Source organism: Pseudomonas sp. GW821-FHT07G10 (assembly GCF_059418545.1).
This window is the reverse complement of sequence record NZ_JBWKQB010000005.1, coordinates 185742-211074: the sequence shown is the minus strand read 5'-3', so window position 1 is coordinate 211074 and position 25333 is coordinate 185742. Positions and strand designations below refer to the sequence as shown.

The 25333-nt window shown below is 58.1% G+C and carries 25 protein-coding genes; 13 read left to right on the top strand and 12 right to left on the bottom strand.

What is annotated here, in order from left to right; genetic code table 11:
- Positions 1 to 172 precede the first annotated feature (172 nt).
- Positions 173 to 1414 (top strand): glutamine synthetase family protein, encoded by a 1242-nt coding sequence (locus AC07O1_RS09900; RefSeq protein WP_495088671.1) that lies wholly within the window; start codon positions 173 to 175, stop codon positions 1412 to 1414.
- Between the two features lie 71 nt (positions 1415 to 1485).
- Complete coding sequence (locus AC07O1_RS09895; protein WP_494993650.1) at positions 1486 to 2844, top strand: MFS transporter; 1359 nt, start codon at positions 1486 to 1488, stop codon at positions 2842 to 2844.
- Positions 2845 to 2899: 55 nt separating this feature from the next.
- On the opposite strand, the gene AC07O1_RS09890 is transcribed toward AC07O1_RS09895, so the two are convergent.
- The 4 genes from AC07O1_RS09890 to flgA form a co-directional block, all read right to left on the bottom strand.
- Positions 2900 to 3646 (bottom strand): flagellar brake protein, encoded by a 747-nt coding sequence (locus AC07O1_RS09890; protein ID WP_494993651.1) that lies wholly within the window; start codon positions 3644 to 3646, stop codon positions 2900 to 2902.
- A gap of 91 nt (positions 3647 to 3737) precedes the next feature.
- Positions 3738 to 4205, bottom strand: a complete 468-nt coding sequence (locus AC07O1_RS09885; protein ID WP_495088648.1) for a flagella synthesis protein FlgN — start codon at positions 4203 to 4205, stop codon at positions 3738 to 3740.
- A gap of 48 nt (positions 4206 to 4253) precedes the next feature.
- Entirely contained in the window at positions 4254 to 4580 is a 327-nt protein-coding gene (gene flgM, locus AC07O1_RS09880; protein ID WP_495088647.1) for a flagellar biosynthesis anti-sigma factor FlgM, read from the bottom strand.
- 150 nt (positions 4581 to 4730) lie between these two features.
- Positions 4731 to 5492 carry a flagellar basal body P-ring formation chaperone FlgA gene (gene flgA, locus AC07O1_RS09875; RefSeq protein WP_495088646.1) on the bottom strand — a complete coding sequence of 254 codons (762 nt, stop codon included), beginning with the start codon at positions 5490 to 5492 and terminating at the stop codon, positions 4731 to 4733.
- 78 nt (positions 5493 to 5570) lie between these two features.
- Here flgA and AC07O1_RS09870 point away from each other — a divergent pair, with 78 nt between their 5' ends.
- From AC07O1_RS09870 to flgE, 6 genes are all read left to right on the top strand, one after another.
- On the top strand, positions 5571 to 6503 hold the full coding sequence (locus AC07O1_RS09870; protein ID WP_495012966.1) for a chemotaxis protein CheV: 933 nt from the start codon (positions 5571 to 5573) through the stop codon (positions 6501 to 6503).
- Between the two features lie 44 nt (positions 6504 to 6547).
- Entirely contained in the window at positions 6548 to 7375 is an 828-nt protein-coding gene (gene cheR, locus AC07O1_RS09865; RefSeq protein WP_494993656.1) for a protein-glutamate O-methyltransferase CheR, read from the top strand.
- Positions 7376 to 7735: 360 nt separating this feature from the next.
- On the top strand, positions 7736 to 8143 hold the full coding sequence (gene flgB / locus AC07O1_RS09860; RefSeq protein ID WP_494993658.1) for a flagellar basal body rod protein FlgB: 408 nt from the start codon (positions 7736 to 7738) through the stop codon (positions 8141 to 8143).
- 3 nt (positions 8144 to 8146) lie between these two features.
- Positions 8147 to 8590 carry a flagellar basal body rod protein FlgC gene (gene flgC / locus AC07O1_RS09855; RefSeq protein WP_494993659.1) on the top strand — a complete coding sequence of 148 codons (444 nt, stop codon included), beginning with the start codon at positions 8147 to 8149 and terminating at the stop codon, positions 8588 to 8590.
- A gap of 15 nt (positions 8591 to 8605) precedes the next feature.
- Complete coding sequence (gene flgD, locus AC07O1_RS09850) at positions 8606 to 9334, top strand: flagellar hook assembly protein FlgD (RefSeq protein ID WP_495088645.1); 729 nt, start codon at positions 8606 to 8608, stop codon at positions 9332 to 9334.
- A gap of 30 nt (positions 9335 to 9364) precedes the next feature.
- Positions 9365 to 10690, top strand: a complete 1326-nt coding sequence (gene flgE, locus AC07O1_RS09845) for a flagellar hook protein FlgE (RefSeq protein ID WP_495088644.1) — start codon at positions 9365 to 9367, stop codon at positions 10688 to 10690.
- Positions 10691 to 11000: 310 nt separating this feature from the next.
- Here the strand turns inward: flgE and queF are convergent, their stop codons facing one another.
- Both queF and copI read right to left on the bottom strand, forming a co-directional pair.
- The gene (gene queF, locus AC07O1_RS09840; protein WP_495012607.1) at positions 11001 to 11831 is read right to left on the bottom strand and encodes an NADPH-dependent 7-cyano-7-deazaguanine reductase QueF; all 831 of its coding nucleotides are present in this window, start codon (positions 11829 to 11831) and stop codon (positions 11001 to 11003) included.
- Positions 11832 to 11900: 69 nt separating this feature from the next.
- Positions 11901 to 12482, bottom strand: coding sequence for a copper-resistant cuproprotein CopI (gene copI / locus AC07O1_RS09835; protein ID WP_495088643.1), 582 nt, complete (start codon positions 12480 to 12482; stop codon positions 11901 to 11903).
- A 154-nt stretch (positions 12483 to 12636) separates the two neighbouring features.
- Here copI and AC07O1_RS09830 point away from each other — a divergent pair, with 154 nt between their 5' ends.
- Positions 12637 to 13317 (top strand): heavy metal response regulator transcription factor, encoded by a 681-nt coding sequence (locus tag AC07O1_RS09830; protein WP_495088642.1) that lies wholly within the window; start codon positions 12637 to 12639, stop codon positions 13315 to 13317.
- Positions 13317 to 14675: a heavy metal sensor histidine kinase gene (locus tag AC07O1_RS09825; RefSeq protein WP_495088641.1), complete on the top strand. Its 1359-nt coding sequence runs from the start codon at positions 13317 to 13319 to the stop codon at positions 14673 to 14675. The genes AC07O1_RS09830 and AC07O1_RS09825 overlap by 1 nt, the downstream gene beginning before the upstream one ends.
- A gap of 84 nt (positions 14676 to 14759) precedes the next feature.
- On the opposite strand, the gene AC07O1_RS09820 is transcribed toward AC07O1_RS09825, so the two are convergent.
- From AC07O1_RS09820 to AC07O1_RS09810, 3 genes are all read right to left on the bottom strand, one after another.
- Positions 14760 to 16004 (bottom strand): lipoprotein-releasing ABC transporter permease subunit, encoded by a 1245-nt coding sequence (locus AC07O1_RS09820; RefSeq protein WP_494992288.1) that lies wholly within the window; start codon positions 16002 to 16004, stop codon positions 14760 to 14762.
- 66 nt (positions 16005 to 16070) lie between these two features.
- Positions 16071 to 16754 carry a lipoprotein-releasing ABC transporter ATP-binding protein LolD gene (lolD, locus tag AC07O1_RS09815; RefSeq protein ID WP_495088640.1) on the bottom strand — a complete coding sequence of 228 codons (684 nt, stop codon included), beginning with the start codon at positions 16752 to 16754 and terminating at the stop codon, positions 16071 to 16073.
- Between the two features lie 7 nt (positions 16755 to 16761).
- Entirely contained in the window at positions 16762 to 18012 is a 1251-nt protein-coding gene (locus AC07O1_RS09810; protein WP_495088639.1) for a lipoprotein-releasing ABC transporter permease subunit, read from the bottom strand.
- 94 nt (positions 18013 to 18106) lie between these two features.
- On the opposite strand from AC07O1_RS09810, the gene AC07O1_RS09805 reads away from it, so the two are divergent.
- Together AC07O1_RS09805 and AC07O1_RS09800 are read left to right on the top strand one after the other, a co-directional pair.
- Complete coding sequence (locus tag AC07O1_RS09805; RefSeq protein WP_494992291.1) at positions 18107 to 18694, top strand: PilZ domain-containing protein; 588 nt, start codon at positions 18107 to 18109, stop codon at positions 18692 to 18694.
- A 9-nt stretch (positions 18695 to 18703) separates the two neighbouring features.
- Positions 18704 to 19426 carry a glycerophosphodiester phosphodiesterase gene (locus AC07O1_RS09800; protein WP_494992292.1) on the top strand — a complete coding sequence of 241 codons (723 nt, stop codon included), beginning with the start codon at positions 18704 to 18706 and terminating at the stop codon, positions 19424 to 19426.
- Between the two features lie 42 nt (positions 19427 to 19468).
- On the opposite strand, the gene sthA is transcribed toward AC07O1_RS09800, so the two are convergent.
- Together sthA and AC07O1_RS09790 are read right to left on the bottom strand one after the other, a co-directional pair.
- Positions 19469 to 20863 (bottom strand): Si-specific NAD(P)(+) transhydrogenase, encoded by a 1395-nt coding sequence (gene sthA / locus AC07O1_RS09795; RefSeq protein ID WP_494992293.1) that lies wholly within the window; start codon positions 20861 to 20863, stop codon positions 19469 to 19471.
- A 210-nt stretch (positions 20864 to 21073) separates the two neighbouring features.
- Positions 21074 to 22081 carry an FAD:protein FMN transferase gene (locus AC07O1_RS09790; protein WP_495088638.1) on the bottom strand — a complete coding sequence of 336 codons (1008 nt, stop codon included), beginning with the start codon at positions 22079 to 22081 and terminating at the stop codon, positions 21074 to 21076.
- 308 nt (positions 22082 to 22389) lie between these two features.
- On the opposite strand from AC07O1_RS09790, the gene AC07O1_RS09785 reads away from it, so the two are divergent.
- Positions 22390 to 23688, top strand: coding sequence for an MFS transporter (locus AC07O1_RS09785; protein WP_495088637.1), 1299 nt, complete (start codon positions 22390 to 22392; stop codon positions 23686 to 23688).
- Between the two features lie 160 nt (positions 23689 to 23848).
- On the opposite strand, the gene AC07O1_RS09780 is transcribed toward AC07O1_RS09785, so the two are convergent.
- Positions 23849 to 25312, bottom strand: a complete 1464-nt coding sequence (locus AC07O1_RS09780) for a glyceraldehyde-3-phosphate dehydrogenase (RefSeq protein WP_495088636.1) — start codon at positions 25310 to 25312, stop codon at positions 23849 to 23851.
- Positions 25313 to 25333 lie beyond the last annotated feature (21 nt).

Genomic DNA, 25333 nt, shown 5'->3' with positions numbered 1-25333 from the left:
ATCCTGAACGGGTGGTGCGTATTTTGTACGGGTCGCCGTTCGCGGCTTGCACAGTAACAAGGATTGAGTCATGACTACCGATGGCCACAAATCACTCGTGCAGCGATTGACGGGCATTGATGAGATTGAATGTGTCACTCCGGATCTGAACGGTGTGCCACGGGGCAAGGTGATGACCACCGAGGGGTTCCTTGAGGGGCGGCGGTTGCAGATGGCGCGGGGCGTGCTGCTGCAATGCATCATGGGCGGTTATCCGCCGGCGCGTTTTTACGGCAGCGATGACGGCGATCTGGCGCTCAATGCTGATCCAAAACACATCCATCGCCTGCCCTGGAGCAAGCAGCCTCGGGCTTTGGCGATTTGCGATGCAGACGAGTTGACTGGAGAAAGCTCTCGTCTTTCGACTCGCGGTCAGCTTAAGGCGGTTATCGCACGTTACGCGGCTCGAGGTCTGGCGCCGGTGGTGGCGACCGAGCTGGAATTCTTCGTATTTGCACCCAATGCCGACCCGACCCAACCGTTCCTGCCGCCGGTCGGTCTGGACGGGCGTCGTGAGGAAGGTCATTCGGCTTTCAGCGTCAGTTCCAATAATGGCTTGAGGCCGTTCTTCAGTGAAGTGTATGAATGCATGGCGGCGCTGGGTTTGCCGCGCGATACGTTCATGCACGAGATGGGTATCAGCCAGTTCGAGATCAATCTGTTGCACGGCGATCCGTTGCTGCTGGCCGATCAGACATTGCTGTTCAAGCATTTACTCAAGGAAGTCGCACTCAAGCACGGCTTGACGGTGGTCTGCATGGCCAAGCCGTTGGCGCATACGCCGGGAAGCTCGATGCATATTCACCAAAGCATTGTGGAGATGGGTACCGGGCGCAACGTGTTCAACGACGATGCCGGCCAGCCGACCGCGACCTTCCGCCATTTTATCGGTGGTCAGCAAGCGGGCATGGCGGATTTCACCGCGCTTTTTGCACCGAACGTGAACTCTTATCAACGCTTGTGCCATCCTTACGCGTCCCCGAACAATGCCTGTTGGTCACACGACAATCGGGCTGCGGGTTTGCGGATTCCGGCAAGCTCGCCTGTGGCGCGACGGGTCGAGAATCGTTTGCCTGGCGCCGATGCCAACCCGTACCTGGCGATTGCCGCGAGTCTCGCTGCCGGGCTTCACGGCATAGAAAACGAGCTGGAGCCGACCCCGGCTGTCCAGGGGGAGTTTGAAGTGCCGGAAAGTTTGTCGTTACCTTGTACCTTGCATGCAGCACTTGAGCGTCTGAAGCGTAGCCAATTGGCAAAGGAACTGTTCGGCAAGGAGTTCATCGAAGGCTACATTGCTTCGAAGACCATGGAGTTGAGCAGTTTCCATGATGAAATAACGCCCTGGGAGCGGCGTGTTTTAGCGGCCCAGGCATAACCGACCCGTCGCCGTCGGGCTATCGTTTCTGGTAGCCCGATGCACAATTCAAGGAGCCGCTCGGAACGCCGATGCGCCAAATCTGGAAATCCTTTCGAGCGCTTTATTTCGCCTCGCTGATGATGCTGATCGGCTCGGGCTTACTCAGTACTTACCTGGCATTGCGCCTGGCTGCCGACCATGTCGACGGTTTGTGGGTTGGTGCGTTGATGGCCGCCAACTATTCCGGCCTGGTGCTGGGCGGGAAAATTGGTCACCGGCTGATTGCCCGGGTCGGGCATATCCGGGCTTACGCGACCTGCGCCGGCATCGTCGGCGCGGCGGTGCTGGGGCATGGTCTGGTGGATTGGTTGCCAGCCTGGCTGTTCCTGCGGATGATCGTCGGCCTGGGCATGATGTGCCAGTACATGGTCATCGAGAGCTGGCTGAATGAGCAGGCTGAAGCCAGGCAGCGTGGCCTGGTATTCAGTGGCTACATGATTGCTTCCTACCTCGGGTTGGTCCTGGGTCAGCTGATTCTGGTCATGCACCCGGCGCTGGGTCTGGAGTTGTTGATGCTGGTCGCACTGTGTTTTGCCTTGTGCCTGGTGCCCGTCGCCATGACCCGGCGCATTCACCCGGCGCCCCTGCATCCGGCACCGATGGAGCCGCGTTTCTTTATGAAACGCGTGCCGCAATCGTTGAGTACCGTGCTGGGGGCGGGGTTGATCGTTGGTTCGTTCTACGGTCTGGCGCCGCTGTATGCCTCTCAGCAGGGGCTTTCCACGGAGCAGGTCGGCCTGTTCATGGGTAGCTGCATTTTTGCGGGTTTGGTGGTGCAGTGGCCGCTGGGCTGGTTGTCGGATCGCTATGATCGGGCGTTGTTGATCCGTTGCTTTGCGTTTTCTCTGGCGCTGGCCGCGTTGCCTCTGGCGATAATGCCCGAGGTGCCACTTGAAGTGTTGTTTGTCGCCGGCTTCCTTTGCTCATTGGTGCAGTTCTGTCTTTATCCATTGGCGGTGGCGTTTTCCAATGACCATGTCGAAGGCGACCGAAGGGTTTCCCTAACGGCAATGTTGCTGGTGACGTACGGCGTCGGCGCAAGCATCGGGCCGCTGGCTGCGGGTGTGCTGATGAAGCTGTTTGGCAGTCAGATGCTCTATGCGTTCTTCAGCTTTTTCGCGCTGGTGCTGGTGTGGCGCATTCGGCCTAAAGCGGTGACAAACTTGCATCAGGTCGATGATGCGCCTCTGCATCACGTCGCCATGCCAGACAGTATGTCGAGCTCGCCTCTGGTGGCAGCGCTTGACCCGCGGGTTGATGAGCAGGTCGTGCACGAACAGATGCAAAATGCCGTAAACCTGGAGCCTGAGCCGGAGCACGAAGTGGATGTAACGCCCGAGGAGCCAGATCCGGAGCCTGCGCAAAGCTTCACTCAGGTAAGGCCTTAGAAAAAAAACGGGCAGTCACCGAAAGGGACTGCCCGTTTTTTATTGAGGTGTTGACTCAGAAATCGTCTTTATCGAAGCGGCGTGCTTCGCGCTGAAGCTGATAGACGAAACGCTCGACCTGGCGTTGAACCTGGCCGCTCATGTTGTGAAAGCGTACGCCGGCGAAGGTGGTGTCGATCCGCTCTTCGTGATGAAGATAACGCAATTCGACTGGCGCCGTCATTTTGCCGAAGGGCAGGGCGGCGATGAATCGGTCGTAGACCTCGCCCAGTTGCAGGCGGTCGGAGATGTCGCCTTCAAAGCGCAACTTGCAGCCGGTAGCCGAGATATCCAGCAGTTTACCCTTGATCGGGGCTTTAAGCTTTTCGCCGCCGAGTTCGATGTTGACCAGTTGAGCCAGTTTCAACGCTGCACGAAACGCATTGCGACGTTGGTGATAGACCACTTCATCAGGCATTGTGCCGCGATAGCAGCGACTGCCATTGGATTCGTCGATCGTCAGAGTGCCGGTGCTTTCCCAGGCAATCCGCACGCCGTCGTGGAAACCTTCGACGCGAAACGCTTCGCCATTGAGCAGAAAGCGTTCGCCATCGCGAGGAATCATCTCGTCCAGGGCGATCATGGTGCTGTCTCGATCGACTTCGACCAGATAGCTCTGAAAGCGCTGGGTGCGCTCATGAAAAGTGATGATCAGTGGATCATGGCTCTCTTGCAGCAACCGCAGATTGGCGGCAATTTCCAAAGGGGTCGTGAGCGCCTTTGGTGGCTGCGGAGCATCTTCTGCGTTTAAGGCATTGAACACGGTTCATCAATCTCCAGACAAATACGACACACGCAAGAGCCGGCATTTTGCCAGCATGTTTCGCGTCTTGATAGAGCGCTCATCTCTGATTTCAAGCCTGACTGAGTGGGCGGGGCTTCGCCAGCTTGGAGGTTGATCCGCGGGCATCATAAAGCGCAGGAGGTTCGCCACCGGTGAGGATCTTCAGCTGATTGGCGGTGGTGGCTTGCTGGATCTGGATCGAACGACCGTTGAGTTCGTTGGCTGCCTGGCAGTTGGCCAGAAGCTGATTGAGTTCGTCGCTCTGAGACAGCAGTTGATCGCCAATGGACGATTGCTCTGCAAGTCGTTCCAGGCCGCTTCGACTGGCCGGCAGGTTCAGGCTGATGAGGATCTGGCTACGTAAACGCCCATGCTGTTCAAGCAAAATGATCAGCGCCTGTTTCTGCGCGAGAATATCTTCGAGCAGTGGCATGTCGCGACCGTGCAAAGCGAGGGCCTCGGCTTGCAGCAACTCCAGCAACTGTTGAGCTGGAGCAAAATCGTCAGTGATCAGTTGCAGTAAATTTGTGTCGTGCATGGCTGGCCTTGGGTTTTAAGCGTCCAAAAGCCTGGCGCAGGCCTTTGGCTAGCGCTGGGCTTCGAAGTTGAGCAGTTTGCTGGCTACACGGTTGCTGTCGACTTTATAGCTGCCATCGGCAATCGCTTGCTTCAACTCGGCCACGCGGGCTTTGTCGACAGCAGGTTGATCGCGCAGCGTGTCAGTGACCTTCTGCAACTGTTGAGCCTCATTACTGAGGTGAACCGACTCCCCGCTTTGGCTGGTACTGGCCTGTTCGGCCGGGGTAATCACCGGCGCGGATTTGCCGGCGTCGCCGGTTTCCTTGCTGCCGCTGGTACGCGTACTGCTTGTGGGTGAGGGGGAGCTGTTTAAACGGCTGAAATCGATGACCATGATAGAAAACCTCTGGGTATTTGGACGCTTGCCATGTTTTCGGCCATACCCGGTAAAACTTTAGGCTCAATTTTCGATGAGCCGGCGCGAGTCGGCACCTGCCTTGCTTGAGGCACAGTTTAGGGAACGCCTGAGTGCAGCGCCAGTTCCCTACATGGCGACGTCCACCTGGCCCGGCGCGGTCACGCGCGCTTTGATTACCCGTTGAGAGTTCAGATTCTTGACCCTGATCTGTTCGCTCAGACCGCCGTTGGACAACGCTTCGCCGGGCATTCGCACATTGAGCGTACCGCTGCGAACGGATATCACCACTTGATCGCCTTTGCGAACGACCTCCGCCTGTTCCATGTGGACAAGGGTAATGACCTGATCGCTGACCATTGGCCGGACGAGTTTCTGACCGATGGCCTGATCGACCGACGTCAGATAACCCTGATTGATCAGGCTGATGTCGCGCTCGCGCAGGATGACGTCCTCAGGTTCGATGATGCCGGCGCGTTTAAGTGGGCGAGTGGTGGTAACGACCTCTCGAAACAGGCGCACTTGAGCGGGAACGAAGACGGTCCAGGGCGAGGCGCCATCGCAACGCACCTTTACGATTACGCGGCCCAAAGGCTGAGCCGGACTTTCCAGCGTCGCTGTCAATTCCTTGTCGCATAACGGCATGCGCAAGCGAGGGTCGAGTTGATTGACCTGAATTTCGTAGCGTCCTTCGGTGTGGCTGGTTGCCAGATAATCTTCTACGGTGAATTCAAGAAAGCCTTGAGTGACGCCGATAAGCAGATCAGGCAAGGTAACCGAGTCAGCAACGGCAGGGCTGCCAGCGGTGAAAAAGCACAACGCTGACAACGCGCAAAGCAATTTGCGGTACGTTGATGTCAGGTGTCGGAAAAATGTCGTTTTTGCGTTCATGGCAGTTAAAAAGCAAGCCCCGTGCCGTTTAGTGATGAATGTGCATCGGATCTTAAGCGTTGGTGTAGGAGTCTGGGCATGGCTGGTGTAATGGATTCGGTGAACCAGCGCACACAATTGGTAGGGCAGAATCGCCTTGAGCTGTTGTTGTTCCGTCTTGACGGCCAGCAGCTGTATGGGATCAACGTGTTCAAGGTTCGGGAGGTGCTGCAATGCCCCAAACTGACCCTGCTGCCTAAATCCAGTCCTGTCGTGTGCGGTGTCGCAAATATTCGGGGGGCGACCATTCCGATTCTTGATCTGGCAATGGCGACCGGTTCTGGCGGTTTGCAGGATCAAAGCAATCCCTTCGTAATCATTACGGAGTACAACACCAAGACCCAGGGTTTTTTGGTCAGGTCGGTCGAGCGCATCGTCAACATGAACTGGGAGGAGATCCATCCGCCACCCAAGGGCACCGGGCGCGATCATTATTTGACGGCAGTGACCCGGGTCGACAATCAGTTAGTCGAAATCATCGATGTCGAGAAGGTCCTGGCTGAAGTGGCGCCGGCATCGGAATCCATTTCGGCGGGTGTGGTGGACGTTGAAACGCAGCGCAAGGCCGTTTCCCTGCGGGTGCTGACGGTCGACGATTCGTCGGTAGCGCGCAAGCAGGTCACGCGTTGTCTGCAGACCGTCGGGGTCGATGTAGTGGCATTGAACGACGGCCGACAGGCGCTGGATTACCTGCGCAAGCTGGTCGAGGAGGGCAAGAAGCCGGAAGAAGAGTTCTTGATGATGATTTCCGACATCGAGATGCCCGAAATGGACGGCTACACGCTCACGGCCGAGATCCGCAGCGATCCACGCATGCAAAAGCTACATATCATCCTGCATACTTCGTTGTCAGGTGTATTCAATCAGGCAATGGTGAAGAAGGTCGGTGCCGATGACTTCCTTGCCAAATTCCGTCCTGATGACCTGGCATCCCGGGTAATCGACCGGATCAAAGCAGCAGATAACAGCTAGGGCGTTTGCCCTTGGCGGTCAACACGATTTAAGAGGCGGCATCATTGTCTACGGGTAATTTGGATTTCGAACAGTTCCGGGTCTTCCTGGAAAAAGCCTGTGGCATTTTGCTCGGTGAAAACAAGCAGTATCTGGTGTCGAGCCGTCTCAATAAACTCATGGAGCAGCAGGGCATCAAATCGTTGGGTGAGCTGGTTCAGCGCATTCAGACCCAGCCGCGCAGCGGGTTGCGCGAGATGGTGGTGGATGCCATGACTACCAACGAAACCCTGTGGTTTCGTGACACCTATCCGTTTGAAGTATTGAAGAATAAAGTACTGCCCGAGTCGATCAAGGCCAGTCCTGGCCAGCGCCTGCGCATTTGGTCGGCGGCGTGCTCGTCGGGGCAGGAACCGTACTCATTGTCCATGTCGATCGATGAGTTCGAGCGGACCAACATGGGTCAGCTGAAAATGGGTGTGCAGATCGTTGCCACCGATTTGTCCGGCACCATGCTGAACAACTGCAAGACCGGCGAATACGACAGTCTGGCCATTGGCCGCGGTCTCTCCGCGGAGCGGCTGCAACGGTACTTCGATCCGAAAGGGCCGGGGCGTTGGGCGATCAAGGCACCGATCAGGAGTCGGGTGGAGTTTCGTTCGTTCAACCTGCTCGATAGCTATGCAAGTCTTGGCAAGTTCGACATCGTGTTCTGCCGCAACGTGCTGATCTACTTCTCCGCTGAGGTGAAGAAGGACATCCTGCTGCGGATTCACAGTACGTTGAAGCCAGGCGGCTATCTGTTCCTCGGTGCTTCCGAAGCGCTGAATGGCTTGCCGGATCACTACCAGATGGTCCAGTGCAGTCCTGGAATCATCTACCAGGCGAAGTGATTTGCCAGCGTCATAAAAAACGGGAGTCCTCAGGGACTCCCGTGTTTTGTCCGCCGAAATGATCGTTCCCACGCTCTGCGTGGGAATGCCGCCATGGACGCTCTGCGTCCGCTTCGAGATGTGACGCAGAGCGTCACGGGATGCATTCCCACGCAGGAGCGTGGGAACGATCACGGATCTCATGCATCCCGACATCTCGAGCGGCAGAAAAGCGGCAGGCGGCGGAAATCAGTTGCCGCTTTTCTGGCATTGCCACCTTGCCGATGCCCGCAAAGCCCCGGTTTACGGCCTTTCGTGAACTGGCACGACGCTTGCTATGTTCATCGTACGAAAAATCTGGTCACCCGAAGGTTTCCCGGCATGAGCATCAGCTTCGATAAAGCGCTCGGTATCCATGAACAAGCCCTGGGCTTCCGCGCTCAGCGTGCTGAAGTTCTGGCCAACAACATCGCCAACGCTGACACCCCTAATTACAAGGCCCGGGATCTGGACTTCTCTGCCGTGCTTGCTGCGCAGAATGAAAAGACCAAGAGCGGCACTTTCGCGTTGAACATGACCAATAGCCGTCATATCGAAGCCGAAGGTCTGGGTAATGGCGACGAGACGTTGCTATATCGCACGCCAATGCAACCCTCGATTGACCAAAACACCGTGGACGCCCAGCTGGAACAGTCGAACTACGCGGAAAATGCGGTCAACTTCCAGGCCAGCTTCACGCTGCTCAACAGCAAATTCAAAGGGCTGGTGTCAGCCCTGCGCGGAGAGTAATCCATGTCTCTTGCCAGTGTTTTCAATATTGCCGGTAGCGGCATGAGTGCTCAAACCACTCGTTTGAACACCGTCGCCAGTAACATCGCCAACGCCGAGACCGTGTCTTCGAGCATCGACCAGACCTACCGGGCCCGTCACCCGGTGTTCGCCACCATGTTTCAGGGTGGTCAGAGCGGCGGCAGCAGTTCGCTGTTCCAGAGCCAGGATGCCGCCGGCCAGGGCGTACAGGTGCTGGGTGTGGTTGAAGACCAGAGCAACCTGGAGGCGCGCTACGAACCGAACCATCCGTCAGCCGACGCCAAGGGCTATGTCTACTACCCCAATGTCAATGTGGTTGAGGAAATGGCCGACATGATTTCCGCCAGTCGCTCGTTCCAGACCAATGCGGAAATGATGAACACCGCCAAAACCATGATGCAGAAAGTCCTGACCCTCGGTCAGTGATAAGGGGCGACTCAGATGACGAGTGTTACCGATACCACGAGCGGCCTGAATCTCAGCCAGATCCTTGCTAACTCCTCGGTCAAGACCAGTACCACCAGCACCTCGGGTCTTGCGGCGGCAACCAGTAGCACTACGGGCAAGAATGCCTTGGGCAAGGATGCTTTCTTGCAGCTGCTGGTCACCCAGTTGAAGAACCAGAACCCGCTGTCGCCGCAGGACAACAGTGCGTTTGTCGCTCAGCTGGCTCAGTTCAGCAGCCTGGAAGGCATCACCACGCTGAACACTTCGGTCAACTCCATCGCGAGTAACTTCCAGTCGTCGCAGGCCTTGCAGGCTTCTTCCCTGGTGGGTCGCTCGGTGGTTGCTCAAACCGGTACGGCCGTGGTCGACACAACCAAGAGCCTGACGGGCAGCGCAGTGATCCCCTCGTCGGTTGCCGACGCTACCGTGAGCATCACGGATAAAAACGGCAATGCGGTGAAAACCATCGACCTGGGTAGCCAGAGCGCCGGTAACGCCAGCTTTGTCTGGGATGGCACCAACGATGCCGGTGTCAAGGTCGATCCGGGCACTTATACCTTCAAGGCGAATGCCACGATCGATAGCAAGTCGACGGATTTGGTCACTTATCTACCGGCAACGGTCAACAGCGTGACCCTGAGTCAAACAGGTGGCGAGATGATGCTCAACCTCGCCGGTCTGGGCGCTGTTGCCCTGTCGAAAGTACAAACTATTGGTCTATAGAGCCGGCTAACGCGGCGCAAGGAGTGGAATATGTCTTTCAATGTCGGCCTTAGCGGTCTCTATGCAGCCAACAAACAACTGGACGTGACCGGCAACAACATCGCCAACGTCGCGACCACAGGCTTCAAGTCTTCCCGTGCGGAATTCGCCGACGTCTACTCGGCCACCAAATTGGGCTCGGGTAACAAAAGCGTTGGCAATGGCGTGTCTCTGGCCAACGTTTCCCAGCAGTTCACTCAAGGTGATGTGAACAACACTGGCAACGTGTTGGACATGGGCATTCAAGGGCAAGGCTTCTTCGTCTTGAGCAACAACGGCTCGCTGACCTATACCCGTGCCGGTACGTTCAAGACCGACAAGGACGGCTATGTCACCAACACCGATGGTACTGCTCGTCTGCAAGGCTATGGTGTGGATGCCAATGGCAAGATCGTCAACGGTGTGATGACCGACCTGCGGATCGACACGTCCAACCTTGCGCCCAAGGCTACGGGTGCGGTGTCTTCGACCGTCAACCTGAGTTCGACTGCGCCGGTTATCGATCAGGCCGTTCTCCCGTTCGATCCAAATAACGTCAACACCTATACCAAGTCGTTCAGTACGCCTATCTATGACAGTCAGGGCAATCAGCACACCATGGATCAGTACATGGTCAAGACCGCTGCTAACACCTGGAGTACCTACACCCTGGTTGATGGTCGTAACCTCAATGGCAGTACGCCGACGGTGGGTGGTGCGACAGACCCCGTCGCTTCGACCATTACCTTTGACTCGGCAGGCAAACTTGTTTCGGTGGCCACACCACCGAATACGCCGGCTGCACCTAACGCAACCAACAGCCTGCAATTGGCCGGCTGGGTTCCTGGCACAGTGACCAATGGAGTCTGGGCGGCCAACGGTTCGAGTGCGAATGCTGCGGGTGTGGCGATCGACCTGACCAATACCACTCAGTTCAACGCTGACACCGCTCGCTCGCTGCCGACCCAGGACGGTTACGCAACGGGCCAGATCACTAACCTGACCATCGACACTACCGGCACCTTGTTCGCCAACTTCAGCAACAGTCAGAACAAGGCTATTGGCCAAATATCCCTGGCCAGTTTTACTAACGAGCAAGGCCTGCAGGCAGTAGGCGGTACCAGCTGGAAACAGACTTACGCTTCAGGTATTCCGGGCTACGACGCACCGACAACGGGTACCTTGGGTTCGGTGGTTTCCAACTCTTTGGAAGGGTCCAACGTCAACCTGACCAGCGAGCTGGTCGACCTGATCAAGGCGCAAAGTAACTATCAGGCCAACGCCAAGACCATCTCGACGCAAAGCACCATCATGCAGACCATCATTCAGATGGCCTGATGTTGGCTGGCTGACACAGCTTCAAAAAAAGAGCCCCTCATTGCAGGGGCTTTTTTGTACCTGGGTTGATCGTTCCCACGCTCCCGCGTGGGAATGCATCCGGTGACGCTCTGCGTCACCTCTACAGCTGACGCAGAGCGTCCGGGGCGGCATTCCCACGCAGAGCGTGGGAACGATCAAGACCATGAACGTCGCGTAAGGCGAGTTCAGCGTCATCGAGCGTTAGAGTGAAACAGGTGTAAACCTATTTCAGGACTAGACAGCGGTAATGAACGCGGTCTAGCAAACACCGCCAACCCACACCAGATCTTTATTGGCGAACCAGTCTGAGGTTGGGCAGCTCCACCGCCTCAGTGCTGCGGTACGGATTGATATCCAGACCGCCACGGCGCACGTAACGCGCATAGACCGTGAGTGTCTCCGGTTTCAACAGGCGTTGCAGGTCGAGAAAGATCCGCTCCACGCACTGCTCGTGAAAGTCCGCGTGTTGACGGAAACTCACCAGATAAGCCAGCAGGCTCGCGTGATCCAGCGCTGCGCCGCGATAGTGCACGGCAACGCTGCCCCAGTCTGGCTGACCGGTCACCGGGCAATTGGATTTAAGCAGATGGCTGTGCACACTCTCCTCGATCACCTGCGAATCGTCGCAGCGCAGCAGTTCTGGCCGCGGCTGCTCGTAGTCGCGGACGCTGACATCAAGCTCATCGATGCAAACGCCCGGCAACCCGGCCACGCCTTCAGCCTGGACTTCGCTCAGACTGCGAATCCGCACGCCCACCGGCTTGCCGGCCGCAATGGACAAATCTTCCTGCAAGGTTGCTTCAAGGCTTTGGCGATCGGCAAACGGCGTCTGGTTCAGCGAGTTGAGGTACAACTTGAAGGACTTCGACTCGATGATGTTCGGCGAATCTGCCGGAATGCTGAACTCGCCGATCGCCACCACCGGCTTGCCGGACGGCAGCAACCAGGACAACTCAAAGCAATTCCAGAAGTCCACGCCCTTATACGGCAGGGTCTCGGCGCTCAAGCCCAGCTCGGCCCATTTCGCCGCGCGCGGGATCGGAAACAGCAAAGACGGGGTGTAGGTAGAAATGTATTCACTGGACTTGCCCAGCGGCGAGTGTTCGGCTGCGGGATGCATGGCGGAAACCTGACTGAATAAACCCGACAAGTCTACCAGCCTTTGCTCCCGCCTTTGAGTGTGAAGCGCTTACTGGGCGACTCTAATCTTGCCGACCATCCCCGCCTGATAGTGACCGGGGATGTTGCAGGCGAACTCCAGATTGCTCGCTTTGCTGAAGGTCCAGGTCAATTCGGCGGTTTTACCCGGCTCTACCAGTACACTGTTCGGGTCGTCGTGCCTCATGCTCGATCCATGATCCATACCAGCCATCGAACCGTGGCCCATCGCTGCGTGATCCATGGAGCCAGACGACACCGGCGCGCTGTTCATTGCGCTCGGAGTCAGCATGCCGCTCTGCTGCATCTGGAGCATTTCCTGCTGGTGCCTGGCATGCATCGCCGCGTCGCCCAGGTTGAACTCGTGCAGCAGCTGCCCCTTGTTGATCAGCACAAAGCGCACTGTCTCACCGGCCTTGATATCCAGTGACTTGGGGCTGAAAGACATATCTTCCATTACCACTTCGACAGTCCGCGTGGCTTTCGCTGCGGGCGCAGGCGCGCCGAAGGCGTAGGTCTGTGCCGGTGGTGAGGCCCAGACGGGGAAGCTCAATACCAGCAGACAACCTGCCAGCACCAGTCGATTTCGCAAAAACCGTTTTCCCAAAAACATAGTCACACTCCAACAAGATGAGGTTCAGCCTGTGGGAAACTCTAAAGCTGCATCGCTGCCAGCCAGCTGACTGCTAGATTACAACTTTGTCAGGTTACGCCGCATTGCCACCGCCCACGGTATAAAGCTCCCGTCCGTTTGCCATGAGTCGCCCATGAAACTGCTGATCGTCGAAGACCAACCGAAAACCGGGCAGTATCTGCGCCAAGGGCTGAGTGAAGCCGGCTTTAACGCCGAACTGGTGGCCGATGGCACCACCGGTCAGCACCTCGCGCTGACCGGTGATTACGCGCTGCTGATCCTGGATGTGATGCTGCCCGGTCGTGACGGTTGGCAAATTCTACAAGCCGTGCGCAGCGCGGGCCTGGACATGCCGGTGCTGTTTCTGACCGCCCGCGACACTGTGGAAGACCGCGTGCATGGCCTCGAACTCGGCGCCGACGACTACCTGGTCAAACCCTTCGCCTTCTCCGAACTCCTCGCCCGTGTACGAAGCCTGTTGCGCCGAGGCAGTACCACGCCTCAAGAAACCAGCCTGCAACTGGCCGACTTGCGCCTGGACTTGATCCGTCGCCGGGTCGAACGCAGCGGCCAGCGCATTGACCTCACCGCCAAGGAGTTCGCCCTGCTGGAGATGCTGTTGCGGCGCCAGGGCGAAGTGCTGCCCAAATCGCTGATCGCTTCGCAGGTGTGGGACATGAATTTCGACAGCGACACCAATGTGATTGAAGTGGCGATTCGCCGCTTGCGCCTGAAGATCGACGATGACTACACGAACAAATTGATTCATACCGTGCGCGGCATGGGCTACGTCCTTGAAGAGCGTCCTGTCTGATGCGCCGTCTGTCCCTGAGCAGCCGCCTGGCCTTGCTGTTTGCCGCCTGCACCGCAGTGGTTTCGTTACTGGCTGGCGTGCTCTTCAGTCGCGCCAGCGAAGGACACTTCATCGAACTCGATCAGCAATTGCTCGATGGCAAATTGATCGCATTGCGCAGTGCTTTGCAGGGTGCCGATGACCCGGCCCGTTTCGCTGATCGCCAGGCCTCGTTGCAGGATGAACTCAATCATCAACCAGACCTGGCGCTGCGCGTCAGCACTGCAAATGGCAGCGTCTGGTTCGACAGCTCAACCACCCTGCCCTCCGGCTTGCCAACCGAGCCCGGCTTGCACAGCCTGCAAAGCGCTGGCACTGCCTACCGGGCCTACAACGCGGCGCTGGAGCCGGGCAAGCCGGGCTCCCCACAACTGACGCTGATACTCGACATCACTCACCATCAACACTTCCTGCGACGCATGCAGCATTTGATCTGGCTGACCGTTGGCCTGTCGGCACTCGCCACGGCGTTATTGGGTGCCTGGGCCGCACGCAGCGGTTTGCGCCCGCTACGACGCATGAGTGAAGTCGCCGCCAGTGTTTCCGCCAGTTCGCTGACCAAGCGCCTGCCCCACGATCAGATGCCGGCCGAACTCGCCGAACTGGCCCACACGTTTAACGCCATGCTCGGGCGCCTGGACGATTCGTTCCAGCGACTTTCGGCGTTTTCCGCCGACATCGCCCATGAACTGCGCACACCGCTGTCGAATTTGCTGACCCATACTCAGGTCACCCTCACCCGACCACGGCCGCTGGAGGATTATCGCGAGGCGTTGCACAGCAACCTGGAAGAGCTGCAATGGATGGCGCAACTGGTCAACGACATGCTGTATCTGGCCAAAGCCGATCATGGCTTGCTGATCCCGAAACGCGAGCCCCTGGAACTGGGGGATGAGGCGGACCTGTTGCTGGAGTTCTTCGCGCCGCTTGCAGAAGAAACGCAAATCAGTCTGACCCGTGAAGGCAACGCACGCTTTACCGGGGACCACAGCATGCTGCGCCGCGCCCTCTCCAACCTGCTGGACAATGCGCTGCGTTTTACCCCGGCGAACGGAGAGGTGCGGGTACGAGTTGTTGATCGACCCAAGGGCTTGAGCCTGAGCATCGAGAACAGCGGAAGCGCAATTGACCAGGCATTATTGCCGCATTTGTTCGATCGCTTTTACCGGGCCGATCCGGCTCGCCGTGAGGGCAGCAGCGAACATGCGGGATTGGGATTGGCGATCACCCAGTCGATCATCCGCGCCCATGGCGGGCAGATTCATTGCGAGTCGGATAAGGGATGGACCCGGTTTGTGATTGAGTTGCCGAGAATCTGATCGCTCCTACGCTCCGCGTCCGCTTGTGACGCAGAGCGTCACGGGCTGCATGCCCACGCAGAGCGTGGGAACGATCAGATGCCCTTACGAATATCTCAACGCATCCGCCGGCTGGATCTTCGACGCGCGCCAGGCGGGATACACCGTGGCCAGAAAGCTCAGGGCAAAACCGGCTGTGCAGATCAGCGCCACATCCACGCCTTGCAGTTCGGACGGCAGATTGCTGACGAAGTACACATCGGAACTAAAGATATGCTGGCCACTGACCCGCTCCAGCCAACCCACTAGCTCGCTCACATTCAACGCCGCGATCACACCAAGAACGCCGCCGATCAAGGTGCCGACAATCCCGATCACGGTCCCCTGAACCATGAAGATCGCCATGATCTGCCGTGGCGTAGCGCCGATGGTGCGAAGGATCGCGATGTCCGCGCCCTTGTCGTTCACCACCATGATCAAGGTGGCGATGATGTTGAATGCAGCCACGGCGACGATCATCAGCAACAGCAGGCCGATCATGGTCTTTTCCATCTTCATCGCGCTGAACAGGCTACCCTGGGTGTGGGTCCAGTCATCGGCCTTGTAGCTATCGCCCAGGCCGGTGGCGATGTCCGTCGACACTTGTGGCGCGGCATACAGATCCTTCACCGCCAGACGAACGCTTTGTACCTGATTGGGCTCCCAGTGCTGCATTTGCGCGGCGTCGGCGACGTGAATCAACGCCATGGAGCCATCCAGCTCAGCGCCGACCTTGAACACGCCGACCACATTCAGCCGCTGCATGCGCGGTGTGATGCCACCCGGCGCGGTGCTGACTTCCGGCACGATCAGGGTGATCTTGTCGCCGACGTTCAAGCGGAAACGGCGCGCAGTGATTTCACCGACCACCACCCCGAACTCACCGGGCTTCAGGTCGTCCAGACGACCCTGCACGATGTGCTGGGCAACGATGGACACCTTGCCTTCCTGAGCCGGATCGACGCCGCTGATCTGGATCGGTTGCATCGAGCCCTTGTAGGACAGCATGCCTTCCATCTCGGTGAACGGCACCGCAGCCGTCACTTCGGGATTCTTCATGGCGGCAGCCGCCACCGGTTGCCAATCATTGATCGGATTGACGCCGACGATGGTCGCGTGGGGCACCATACCGAGGATGCGCGAGCTCATTTCGCGCTGAAAGCCGTTCATCACCGACAGCACCACGATCATCGCCAAGACACCCAGGGCGAGGCCGATCATCGAGGTCATCGAGATGAAGGAAACAAAGCGATTGCGGCGCTTGGCGCGGGTATAGCGCGTGCCGATAAAGATCGATAACGGTCTGAACATTCGCTGGGGCACCGTATAAAAATAAAAGACCCGACGCGCTTTTCAGGCGTGCCGGGTTTCGGCCAATCAGATGGGCGTCAGGCGACCTTCCTGCAGGTGCAGGACGCGATCCATCTGGCGGGCCAGGTTCATGTCGTGGGTCACCACCAGGAACGCGGTGCGCATCGAGGTGCTGAGTTCCAGCATCAAATCCTGAATGCCCTGGGCGGTGTGGGAGTCGAGGTTGCCGGTCGGCTCATCGAGCATCACCAGCCCCGGCTTGTTCACCAGAGCACGGGCAATGGCCACGCGCTGACGTTCGCCACCGGACAATTCGGCCGGTTTGTGCTCCAGGCGATGGCCCAAACCGACGCGATCCAGCAAGGCCTTGGCCCGCTGACGGGCTTCGGGAATCGCCGTGCGACCGATCAACAGCGGCATGCAGACGTTTTCCAGCGCGGTGAACTCGGGCAGCAAGTGGTGGAACTGGTAAACGAAACCCAGCGACCGGTTACGCAGCAGGCCGCGGGCCTTTTCGTTGAGCGCCGACAGCTCTTCACCGGCCAGCCAGACGCTGCCTTTGGTGGGCGTATCGAGGCCGCCAAGCAGGTTGAGCAAGGTACTCTTGCCGGAACCGGAGGTGCCGACAATTGCCACGCGCTCACCCGGGTGCAGCTCCAGCTGCAAACCGGACAGCACCACCACCGATTCCGGGCCTTCCTCGTAGGACTTACCCAGATCGCGGCAACTCAAGACTGCTTTAGTACTCATACCCAAATCACTCATAACGTAGCGCCTCCGCAGGCTGGGTGCGCGCAGCACGCCAGGCTGGATACAGGGTGGCGAGGAAACTCAGGAGCAACGCCGCGCCGCAGACCATCAACACGTCTTCGGCCATCAGTTGTGATGGCAGGTAGTCGATGAAGTACACGTCAGCATTAAGGAATTTGTGCCCGATCAGGCCTTCGAGGGCGGAAATCGCGGCACTGACATTCAACGCGGCGAACATGCCGACCACGGCACCGATTGCCGTACCAACGACGCCGATCACCGTGCCCTGGACCATGAAGATCGCCATGATCTGTCCCGGTGTGGAGCCGAGGGTGCGCAGAATCGCAATGTCGCCTTTCTTGTCATTCACCACCATCACCAGCGTGGAAATGATGTTGAACGCAGCAACGGCCACGATCAGCAGCAACAGCAGGCCGATCATGGCTTTTTCCATGCGGATGGCCTGATACAGGTTGCCGTGGGTGCGGGTCCAGTCACGAGCGAAGTAATGGTTCTCACCGAGCTTCTGGGCGATGTTCCACGCGGTGCGCGGTGCCTGGAACAGGTCGTCGAACTTCAAGCGCAGACCCTGTACCTGATCCGGCTTCCAGCGATGCAGGCGTGCCAGATCGTCAAGATTGGTCAAACCCAGGTAACCGTCCAGCTCACCGGCGCCGACATGGAAAATGCCGACCACCGTGAAGCGTTTCATGCGCGGGAACATCCCGGCCGGGGTCACGGTGACTTCCGGAGCGACGAAGGTCAGCTTGTCGCCAAGGCCCACGCCGAGTTTGGTCGCGGCCTTGTCGCCGATCACAATGCCGAAGCTGCCCGGCGCCAGGTCGTCGAGTTTGCCCTGCGTCATGAAGTTGTCAATGATCGAGACCTTCCGCTCCTGGGCCGGGTCGACGGCATTGAGCAGGACTTTCTGCACCTGACCGTTGTTGGTCAGCAAACCCTGCATCTGGGTGAACGGCGCAACCGCCTGCACCTGCGGGTTTTGCTTGACCTTGGCAGCCAGGCTTTGCCAGTCGCCGATGGGTTCATCGGATTCGATGGTCGCGTGAGGCACCATGCCCAATACACGGGTGCGCATCTCATGATCGAAGCCATTCATCACCGATAACACGACGATCATCACGACTACGCCGAGGGCGAGTCCGATCATCGAGGTCAGGGAAATAAATGACACAAAATGATTGCGGCGTTTTGCACGGGTATAACGCGTGCCGATAAATACGAAGAGAGGTCTGAACATGTCGGGGCTTGTTCGGAGGAAAGAGGAACGTCCTTGTGGCGGGGGTCGGTAACCAGCTTTACACTCAGACCACCGCCGCTACCATGGGTTCGCCATGTCGACATTAGATGAAGAAGATCGCCGCGAATACTACCGTATCAAGGACACGATCGCACTGGAAATTAGGCCCCTGTCTGCCCACGAAGCCGCAGGCCAGGAAGTGTTGCAGGATGAGTCACCGCTGTTCAATCTGCTCAGTGAACTGCATCTGAGCGAATTCGAGTCGCAACACCTGCTCAGACAGATCAGCGAGCGTGATCGAAACACCGCCAGCTACCTGAAAGTCATGAACAAGCGTATCGACCTGCTCGGCCAGGTTGTTGCGCAGACCGTGCTTGGTAAGTTCGAGGAGCCGCGGCATGTGGTGCTGTCCGAAGGCGGTATCGAGTTCGAGCATCACCTCGCCTACCCGACCGGCAGCCATCTGGCGATCAAGCTATTGCTGATGCCGCAAGCGCTGGGTCTGCTGTTACGGGCCAAGGTCACTCACTGTGAACCGGAAAGCTTCGGCACTTTCCAGATTGGCACCGAGTTCGAATCCCTCACCGATGCGCAACGCCAATTGCTGGCCCGCTATATCTTGCACAAACAGGCTCAAGAACGACGCCTTGCGCGCGAACAGAACGAACCAGGCAATCATTAAGGAACAACCGTGACCCTTATCTACGGCCACCGCGGCGCCAAAGGCGAAGCACCGGAAAACACCCTGACCAGCTTTCAACAATGCCTCAAGCACGGGGTACGACGCTGCGAGCTGGACCTGCATTTGTCCATGGACGGCGAGTTGATGGTGATTCACGACCCGACGCTCAAGCGCACCACCGACCGGCGCGGCAAGGTGGTCGAACATTCGGCCGCCAACCTGGTGACCTATGACGCACGCAAGGGCGGCCCGGGATGGATCAAACCATGCCCGATTCCGCGTTTGGAAGAGCTGTTCGAAAAATGCGACTTCGAGCATTGGCAACTGGAAGTCAAAAGTGCTTCGCGAACCCGCGCAGCAACCACCGTGCTGGCCATTCGAGAGATGGCTCAGCGCTTCGGGCTACTGGACAAAGTCACCATCACGTCGAGTTCAAGGGAAGTACTGAAAGCTGCACTGGATCTGACACCGGATGTGTCACGCGGACTGGTAGCCGAATACGCCTGGCTCGACCCACTGAAGGTCGCGCAGAGCTATGGCTGTGAGATTCTGGCGTTGAACTGGACGCTGTGCACGCCCGAGCGCCTGCAGAAAGCCCAGCGCCAGGGTCTGCATGTTTCTGTGTGGACAGTCAACGAACCCGCGCTGATGCGCAGGCTCGCAGACTTCGGCGTAGATAGCCTGATTACAGACTTTCCCGGTTTGGCCAGCGCCACTCTCGAGAATTGCTGAAATCGGTCTCCCCGGCCGGCTCAGGCCACCGGCCGGAGCCGCTTAAAAAAGCCGGTTGAGGCCGTCGTAAGCCGCGACCCGATAGGCTTCGGCCATGGTCGGGTAGTTGAACGTGGTGTTGACGAAGTACTTGAGGCTGTTGGCCTCACCCTTCTGGTTCATGATCGCCTGACCGATGTGGACGATCTCGGAAGCTTGATAGCCGAAGCAGTGCACCCCGAGGATCTCCAGGGTTTCGCGGTGGAAGAGGATCTTGAGCATGCCCTGGGGCTCACCGGCGATCTGCGCGCGCGCCATGCTCTTGAAGAACGCCTTGCCCACTTCGTAAGGCACTTTGGCCTGGGTCAACTCTTGCTCGTTCTTGCCGATCGAGCTGATCTCCGGAATGGTGTAGATACCGGTCGGCACATCGTTGACGAAGCGCCAGCTGCCATTATCGACAATGCTGCCGGCTGCCGAACGCCCCTGGTCATGGGCGGCACTGGCCAGGCTCGGCCAGCCGATCACGTCGCCAGCACCGTAGATGTTCGCCACACAGGTGCGATAGGTCTGGTCCACTTCGATCTGGCCACGGCTGTTGACCTTGATCCCGATATTTTCCAGGCCCAGCTGATCGGTGTTGCCAGTGCGACCGTTGCACCAGAGCAAGGCGTCGGCCTTGATCTTCTTGCCGGATTTGAGGTGCAGGATCACGCCGTTGTCCACGCCTTCGACCCGATCGTAATCTTCGTTGTGGCGCACAGTGATGTTGTTGTTGCTGAAGTGGTAACTCAGCGCCTGGGAAATCTCGGAATCCAGGAAACTGAGCAGCTGCTCGCGGTTATCCACCAGCTCTACCAGCACACCCAGGCCACTGAAGATCGAGGCGTATTCGCAACCAATTACCCCGGCGCCGTAAACGATGAGTTTGCGCGGCGTGTGACCCAGGCTCAGGATGGTGTCGCTATCGTAGATACGCGGGTGGTGGAAATCGATGTCGGCCGGACGATACGGGCGCGAGCCGGTGGCAATGATGATCTGCTTGGCCACCAGTTTTTCGACCACGCCGTTGGCGCACACCACTTCGACCGTCTGCTCGTCGGCGAAGCTGCCTGTGCCGAAGAACAGGTCAACCCGATTGCGCGCGTAATAGCCGGTACGCGAAGCAACCTGCTTGGAGATGACCTTTTCCGCACTCTTGAGTACGTCAGGGAAAGAGAACCAACGCGGCTCACCAATGGCCCGGAACATCGGGTTGGTGTTGAACTGCATGATCTGCCGTACCGAGTGACGCAAAGCCTTGGACGGGATGGTCCCCAGGTGGGTGCAGTTGCCGCCGACCTGGCGACGACTATCGACCATCGCCACCTTGCGCCCTGCTTTGGCGGCGTTCATTGCCGCACCTTCTCCAGCAGGGCCGGAACCCAGCACCACCACGTCGTAGTTGTAGACAGCCATGCGTACTCCTCAGAACAGGCCGAGACACCACTCTGGCGTCTCCGGCTAAATCATGCCGCGGCCGGCGGCATGAAGGAACAATTTGGGTCGGTTACGAATCCGGACACAGTCTATAGAAGCGTCAACGCCGCGCACATTAACCCTTGGTCGCGTCGTAGGCTACTTTTGCCTGCACTAAATCGCTATCGCGAATCACGGACACCACCGCCATTACTCGGTTTTACCGGCAACCAGACGATCAAAAGCCTGACTGGTACGCGTGACAAAACCTGTATCGGTACGAATCACAAAAAATGAACCGATATCATTTTTTTCTGCGTATTCCCAACCTCGTTGAGGGCCAAGAATCAGCAGCAGTGTCGACAAGCCATCGGCCATCAACGTCGAAGGATGAATCACCGTCACTGACGCCAGAGCGTGATCGATCGGTGCGCCGGTACGGGCGTCGAAGGTGTGGGAATAACGCCGCCCATCCTGCTCGAAGTAATTACGATAGTCGCCAGAGGTGGAAACACCGTAACCATCCACCGCGATCACCCGCTCAGCCACTTGCTGATCGTCCCGAGGCTCTTCCAGAGCGATCCGCCAGGGCGAGCCGTCGAGCTTTTTACCGACAGCCTTGAGTTCGCCTGTGGCTTCAGCCAGGTAGCTGTCGATGCCCATGGCTGTCAGCTTCGCGGCGATCCGGTCCACGGTATAACCGGCGGCAATGCTGTTGAAGTCGACCTCGACCGGCGCATCCTTGCACAGTTGATCACCCTCGATTCGCAAATGAGCATGGCCTACCCGCTGCCGGACCCGAGCCAGCGCTTCGATACTTGGGACTTTCTCCTCGCGGGCTTGCGGACCAAAGCCCCACAGGTTCATCAGCGGCTCCACCGTCAGATCATACGAACCATCGCTTGTAACCGACAGCTGCTCGCCGACACGCACCAACTGCAGGATCGACGCAGGCATTCGCTGACAACTGTTCGCCGGCAAATCGTTGAAGCGCTCGATGTCCGAGTCGCCGCGGTAGGTCGACATCTGCTGATCGACCTCGGCCAGGATCCTCTCGACCTGCGGCTGGACCTCGGCTGGCCCGGGGACGCCCTTGTGGCGCACGTATTTGATTGAATAGGTACTGCCCATGGTCGGACCGCCGAAACTTTCCAGCGAGTCGCCATTGCCACAGCCCGACAACGTGCCGAGTACCACAAAAAGACTGACGACCTGCATTCGGCTCTTGCGCAACAATCCTGCACCTCCCGAGAATTGACTCTCCCTGCAAATACACACCTCTCAGGGCCGGGCATTATGCGACAGATACCCACCTGCGCCAGACGATGCTTAGGCTAAACCCGTTTTAATCAACTCATTTAAGTGGCTTTATCGTTTAAGCAGCAAGCTAACTATTTGTTGCCTCCCTCCATGGATACACATATTGTTACAAACTGTTCGATGGGACGGCGAATGCCCGACTTCGGCAAAAGGAAGCGTCAAGACCAGGGATTCCAAATAAGACAGCCAAAAGTGAGCACCTTAAAATGTCCTCGAATACGGGCAAAGGCAAAGCGATTTTTCGCGTTGTCAGCGGCAACTTTCTCGAGATGTTCGACTTCATGGTCTACGGCTTTTACGCCACGGCCATCGCTAAAACCTTCTTCCCTGCCGATAGCGCTTTTGCGTCATTGATGCTGTCGCTGGCCACCTTCGGGGCCGGCTTCCTGATGCGCCCACTGGGTGCAATTTTCCTCGGCGCCTACATCGACCGCCATGGCCGCCGCAAAGGCTTGATTATCACCCTCGCACTGATGGCCGCGGGCACCGTGCTGATTGCCTGTGTGCCGGGTTACGCCACACTGGGCCTCGCCGCGCCACTGATCGTATTGTTCGGTCGACTGCTGCAAGGCTTCTCGGCCGGCGTGGAACTGGGCGGCGTGTCGGTGTATCTGGCAGAAATCGCTACTGTGGGCCGCAAAGGCTTTTTCGTCAGCTGGCAATCCGCGAGCCAACAAGCCGCGGTGGTATTCGCCGGTCTGCTCGGCGTGGGCCTGAACCACTGGCTGAGCCCGGATCAAATGGGCGATTGGGGCTGGCGCGTGCCGTTCCTGATCGGCTGCATGATCGTGCCGGTCATCTTCGTGATTCGTCGTTCGCTGGAAGAAACTCCGGAGTTCCAGGCACGCCAACATCGCCCGACCCTAAAGGACATTGTTCGCTCGATCAGTCAGAACTTTGGACTGGTGCTAGGTGGCATGGCGCTGGTAGTGATGACCACTGTGTCGTTCTATCTGATTACCGCCTACACCCCGACCTTCGGCAAAGCCGAGCTGAACCTGTCGGACCTGGACGCGCTGCTGGTCACGGTCTGTATCGGTCTATCGAACTTCTTCTGGCTGCCAGTCATGGGGGCGCTTTCCGACAAGATCGGCCGCAAACCGCTACTGTTGGCGGCGACCATCCTGGCTCTGCTGACGGCTTATCCGGCGCTGTCCTGGCTGGTGGCCAACCCGAGCTTCAGCCACTTGCTGATCGTCGAGTTGTGGCTGTCATTCCTTTATGGCTCGTATAACGGCGCCATGGTGGTAGCCCTGACCGAAATCATGCCGGTTGAAGTGCGCACGACCGGCTTCTCCCTGGCCTACAGCCTGGCGACTGCGACCTTCGGCGGATTCACGCCAGCGGCGTGCACCTACCTGATCCATGTTCTGGGCAACAAAGCGGCACCGGGAATCTGGCTCAGTGGTGCAGCGGTTCTTGGGTTGGTCGCAACGCTGGTGTTGTTCCGTGGCAACAAGCATGCGCTGCGCACCGCGCAAGCGTCTGTAGTCGGCGGCGCCTGACAGATCGATCGCGGGCAAGCCTCGCTCCTGCATGGGTTGCGCAAATCCTGTAGGAGCGAGGCTTGCCCGCGAGACGCCAGATCAGACGATCTCAACCCCAAGCAACCCGCACAAACAAAAACGCCCCGACAAGTCGGGGCGTTTTTGTTTGTGCAATCGCTTAGCGCGGGAACGCTGGCGGGTTTACACCGGCCATGTCTTCCATCACGCGGACTACCTGGCAGCTGTAACCGAATTCGTTGTCGTACCAAACGTACAGAACAACGCGGTTATCGTTGCAGATGGTCGCTTCAGCATCCACCACGCCGGCGTGACGCGAGCCAACGAAGTCGGTGGAAACCACTTCCTGCGAGTTGACGAAGTCGATTTGCTTATGCAGATCGGAGTGCAGCGCCATGTAGCGCAGGTACTCGTTCATCTCTTCGCGGGTGCTGGCTTTCTCAAGGTTGAGGTTGAGAATGGCCATCGACACGTTTGGCGTCGGAACGCGGATCGCGTTACCGGTCAACTTGCCAGCCAGCTCAGGCAGTGCCTTGGCAGCGGCGGTGGCAGCACCGGTCTCGGTGATTACCATGTTCAACGCGGCGCTACGACCACGGCGATCGCCTTTGTGGAAGTTGTCGATCAGGTTCTGGTCGTTGGTGTACGAGTGAACCGTTTCAACGTGACCGTTGACGATGCCGAACTTGTCGTTGACGGCCTTGAGCACCGGCACAATGGCGTTGGTGGTGCAGGAAGCGGCGGAAACGATCTTGTCGTCAGCAGTGATTTCGGCATGGTTGATACCGTGCACGATGTTCTTCAGCTTGCCTTTGCCTGGCGCGGTCAGAACAACGCGGTCGATACCCGGGCAGGACAGGTGCTGACCCAGACCCTCGGCGTCACGCCATACGCCGGTGTTGTCCACCAGCAGTGCATTGTTGATGCCGTACTGGGTGTAATCCACTTCAGTAGGGTTCTTCGCGTAGATCACCTGGATCAGGTTGCCGTTGGCGGTGATGGTGTTGTTGGCTTCATCAATAGTGATGGTGCCATCGAACGGACCATGAACCGAGTCACGACGCAGCAGGCTGGCACGCTTGACCAGATCGTTCTCGGCGCCCTTGCGGACAACGATGGCGCGCAGACGCAGGCCGTCGCCACCACCGGTTTTTTCGATCAGGATGCGCGCCAGCAGACGGCCGATACGACCGAAGCCGTACAGCACAACGTCAGTGCCTTTACGCCCGGAACCATTTTGCTTGCCAACCACATCGGCCAATTCGTCACGGACGAACTGCTCGGCAGTACGGCCATTGCCTTCGGTCTTGAACTTGACGGCCAGCTTGCCCAGGTCTACCGAAGCGGCGCCGAGCTTGAGCTCGCTCATCGCTTTGAGCAGCGGGAAAGTTTCGTGGACGGACAATTCGCTGTCGTCGGACTGGCGATGGCGAGCAAAGCGGTGAGCTTTGAGAATCGCGATGACTGAACGATTGATCAGGCTGCGGCCATAGATCGAACTCACCACGTTGTTATTGCGGTAAAGCTGACCGATAAGCGGAATCATCGCCTCAGCGAGCGCTTCACGATCGATCCATTCACCAAGACACTGGTCGGGCTTCTGAGTCACGGGAACCTTCCACATGTAGGGGCAGAAAAAAGGGGC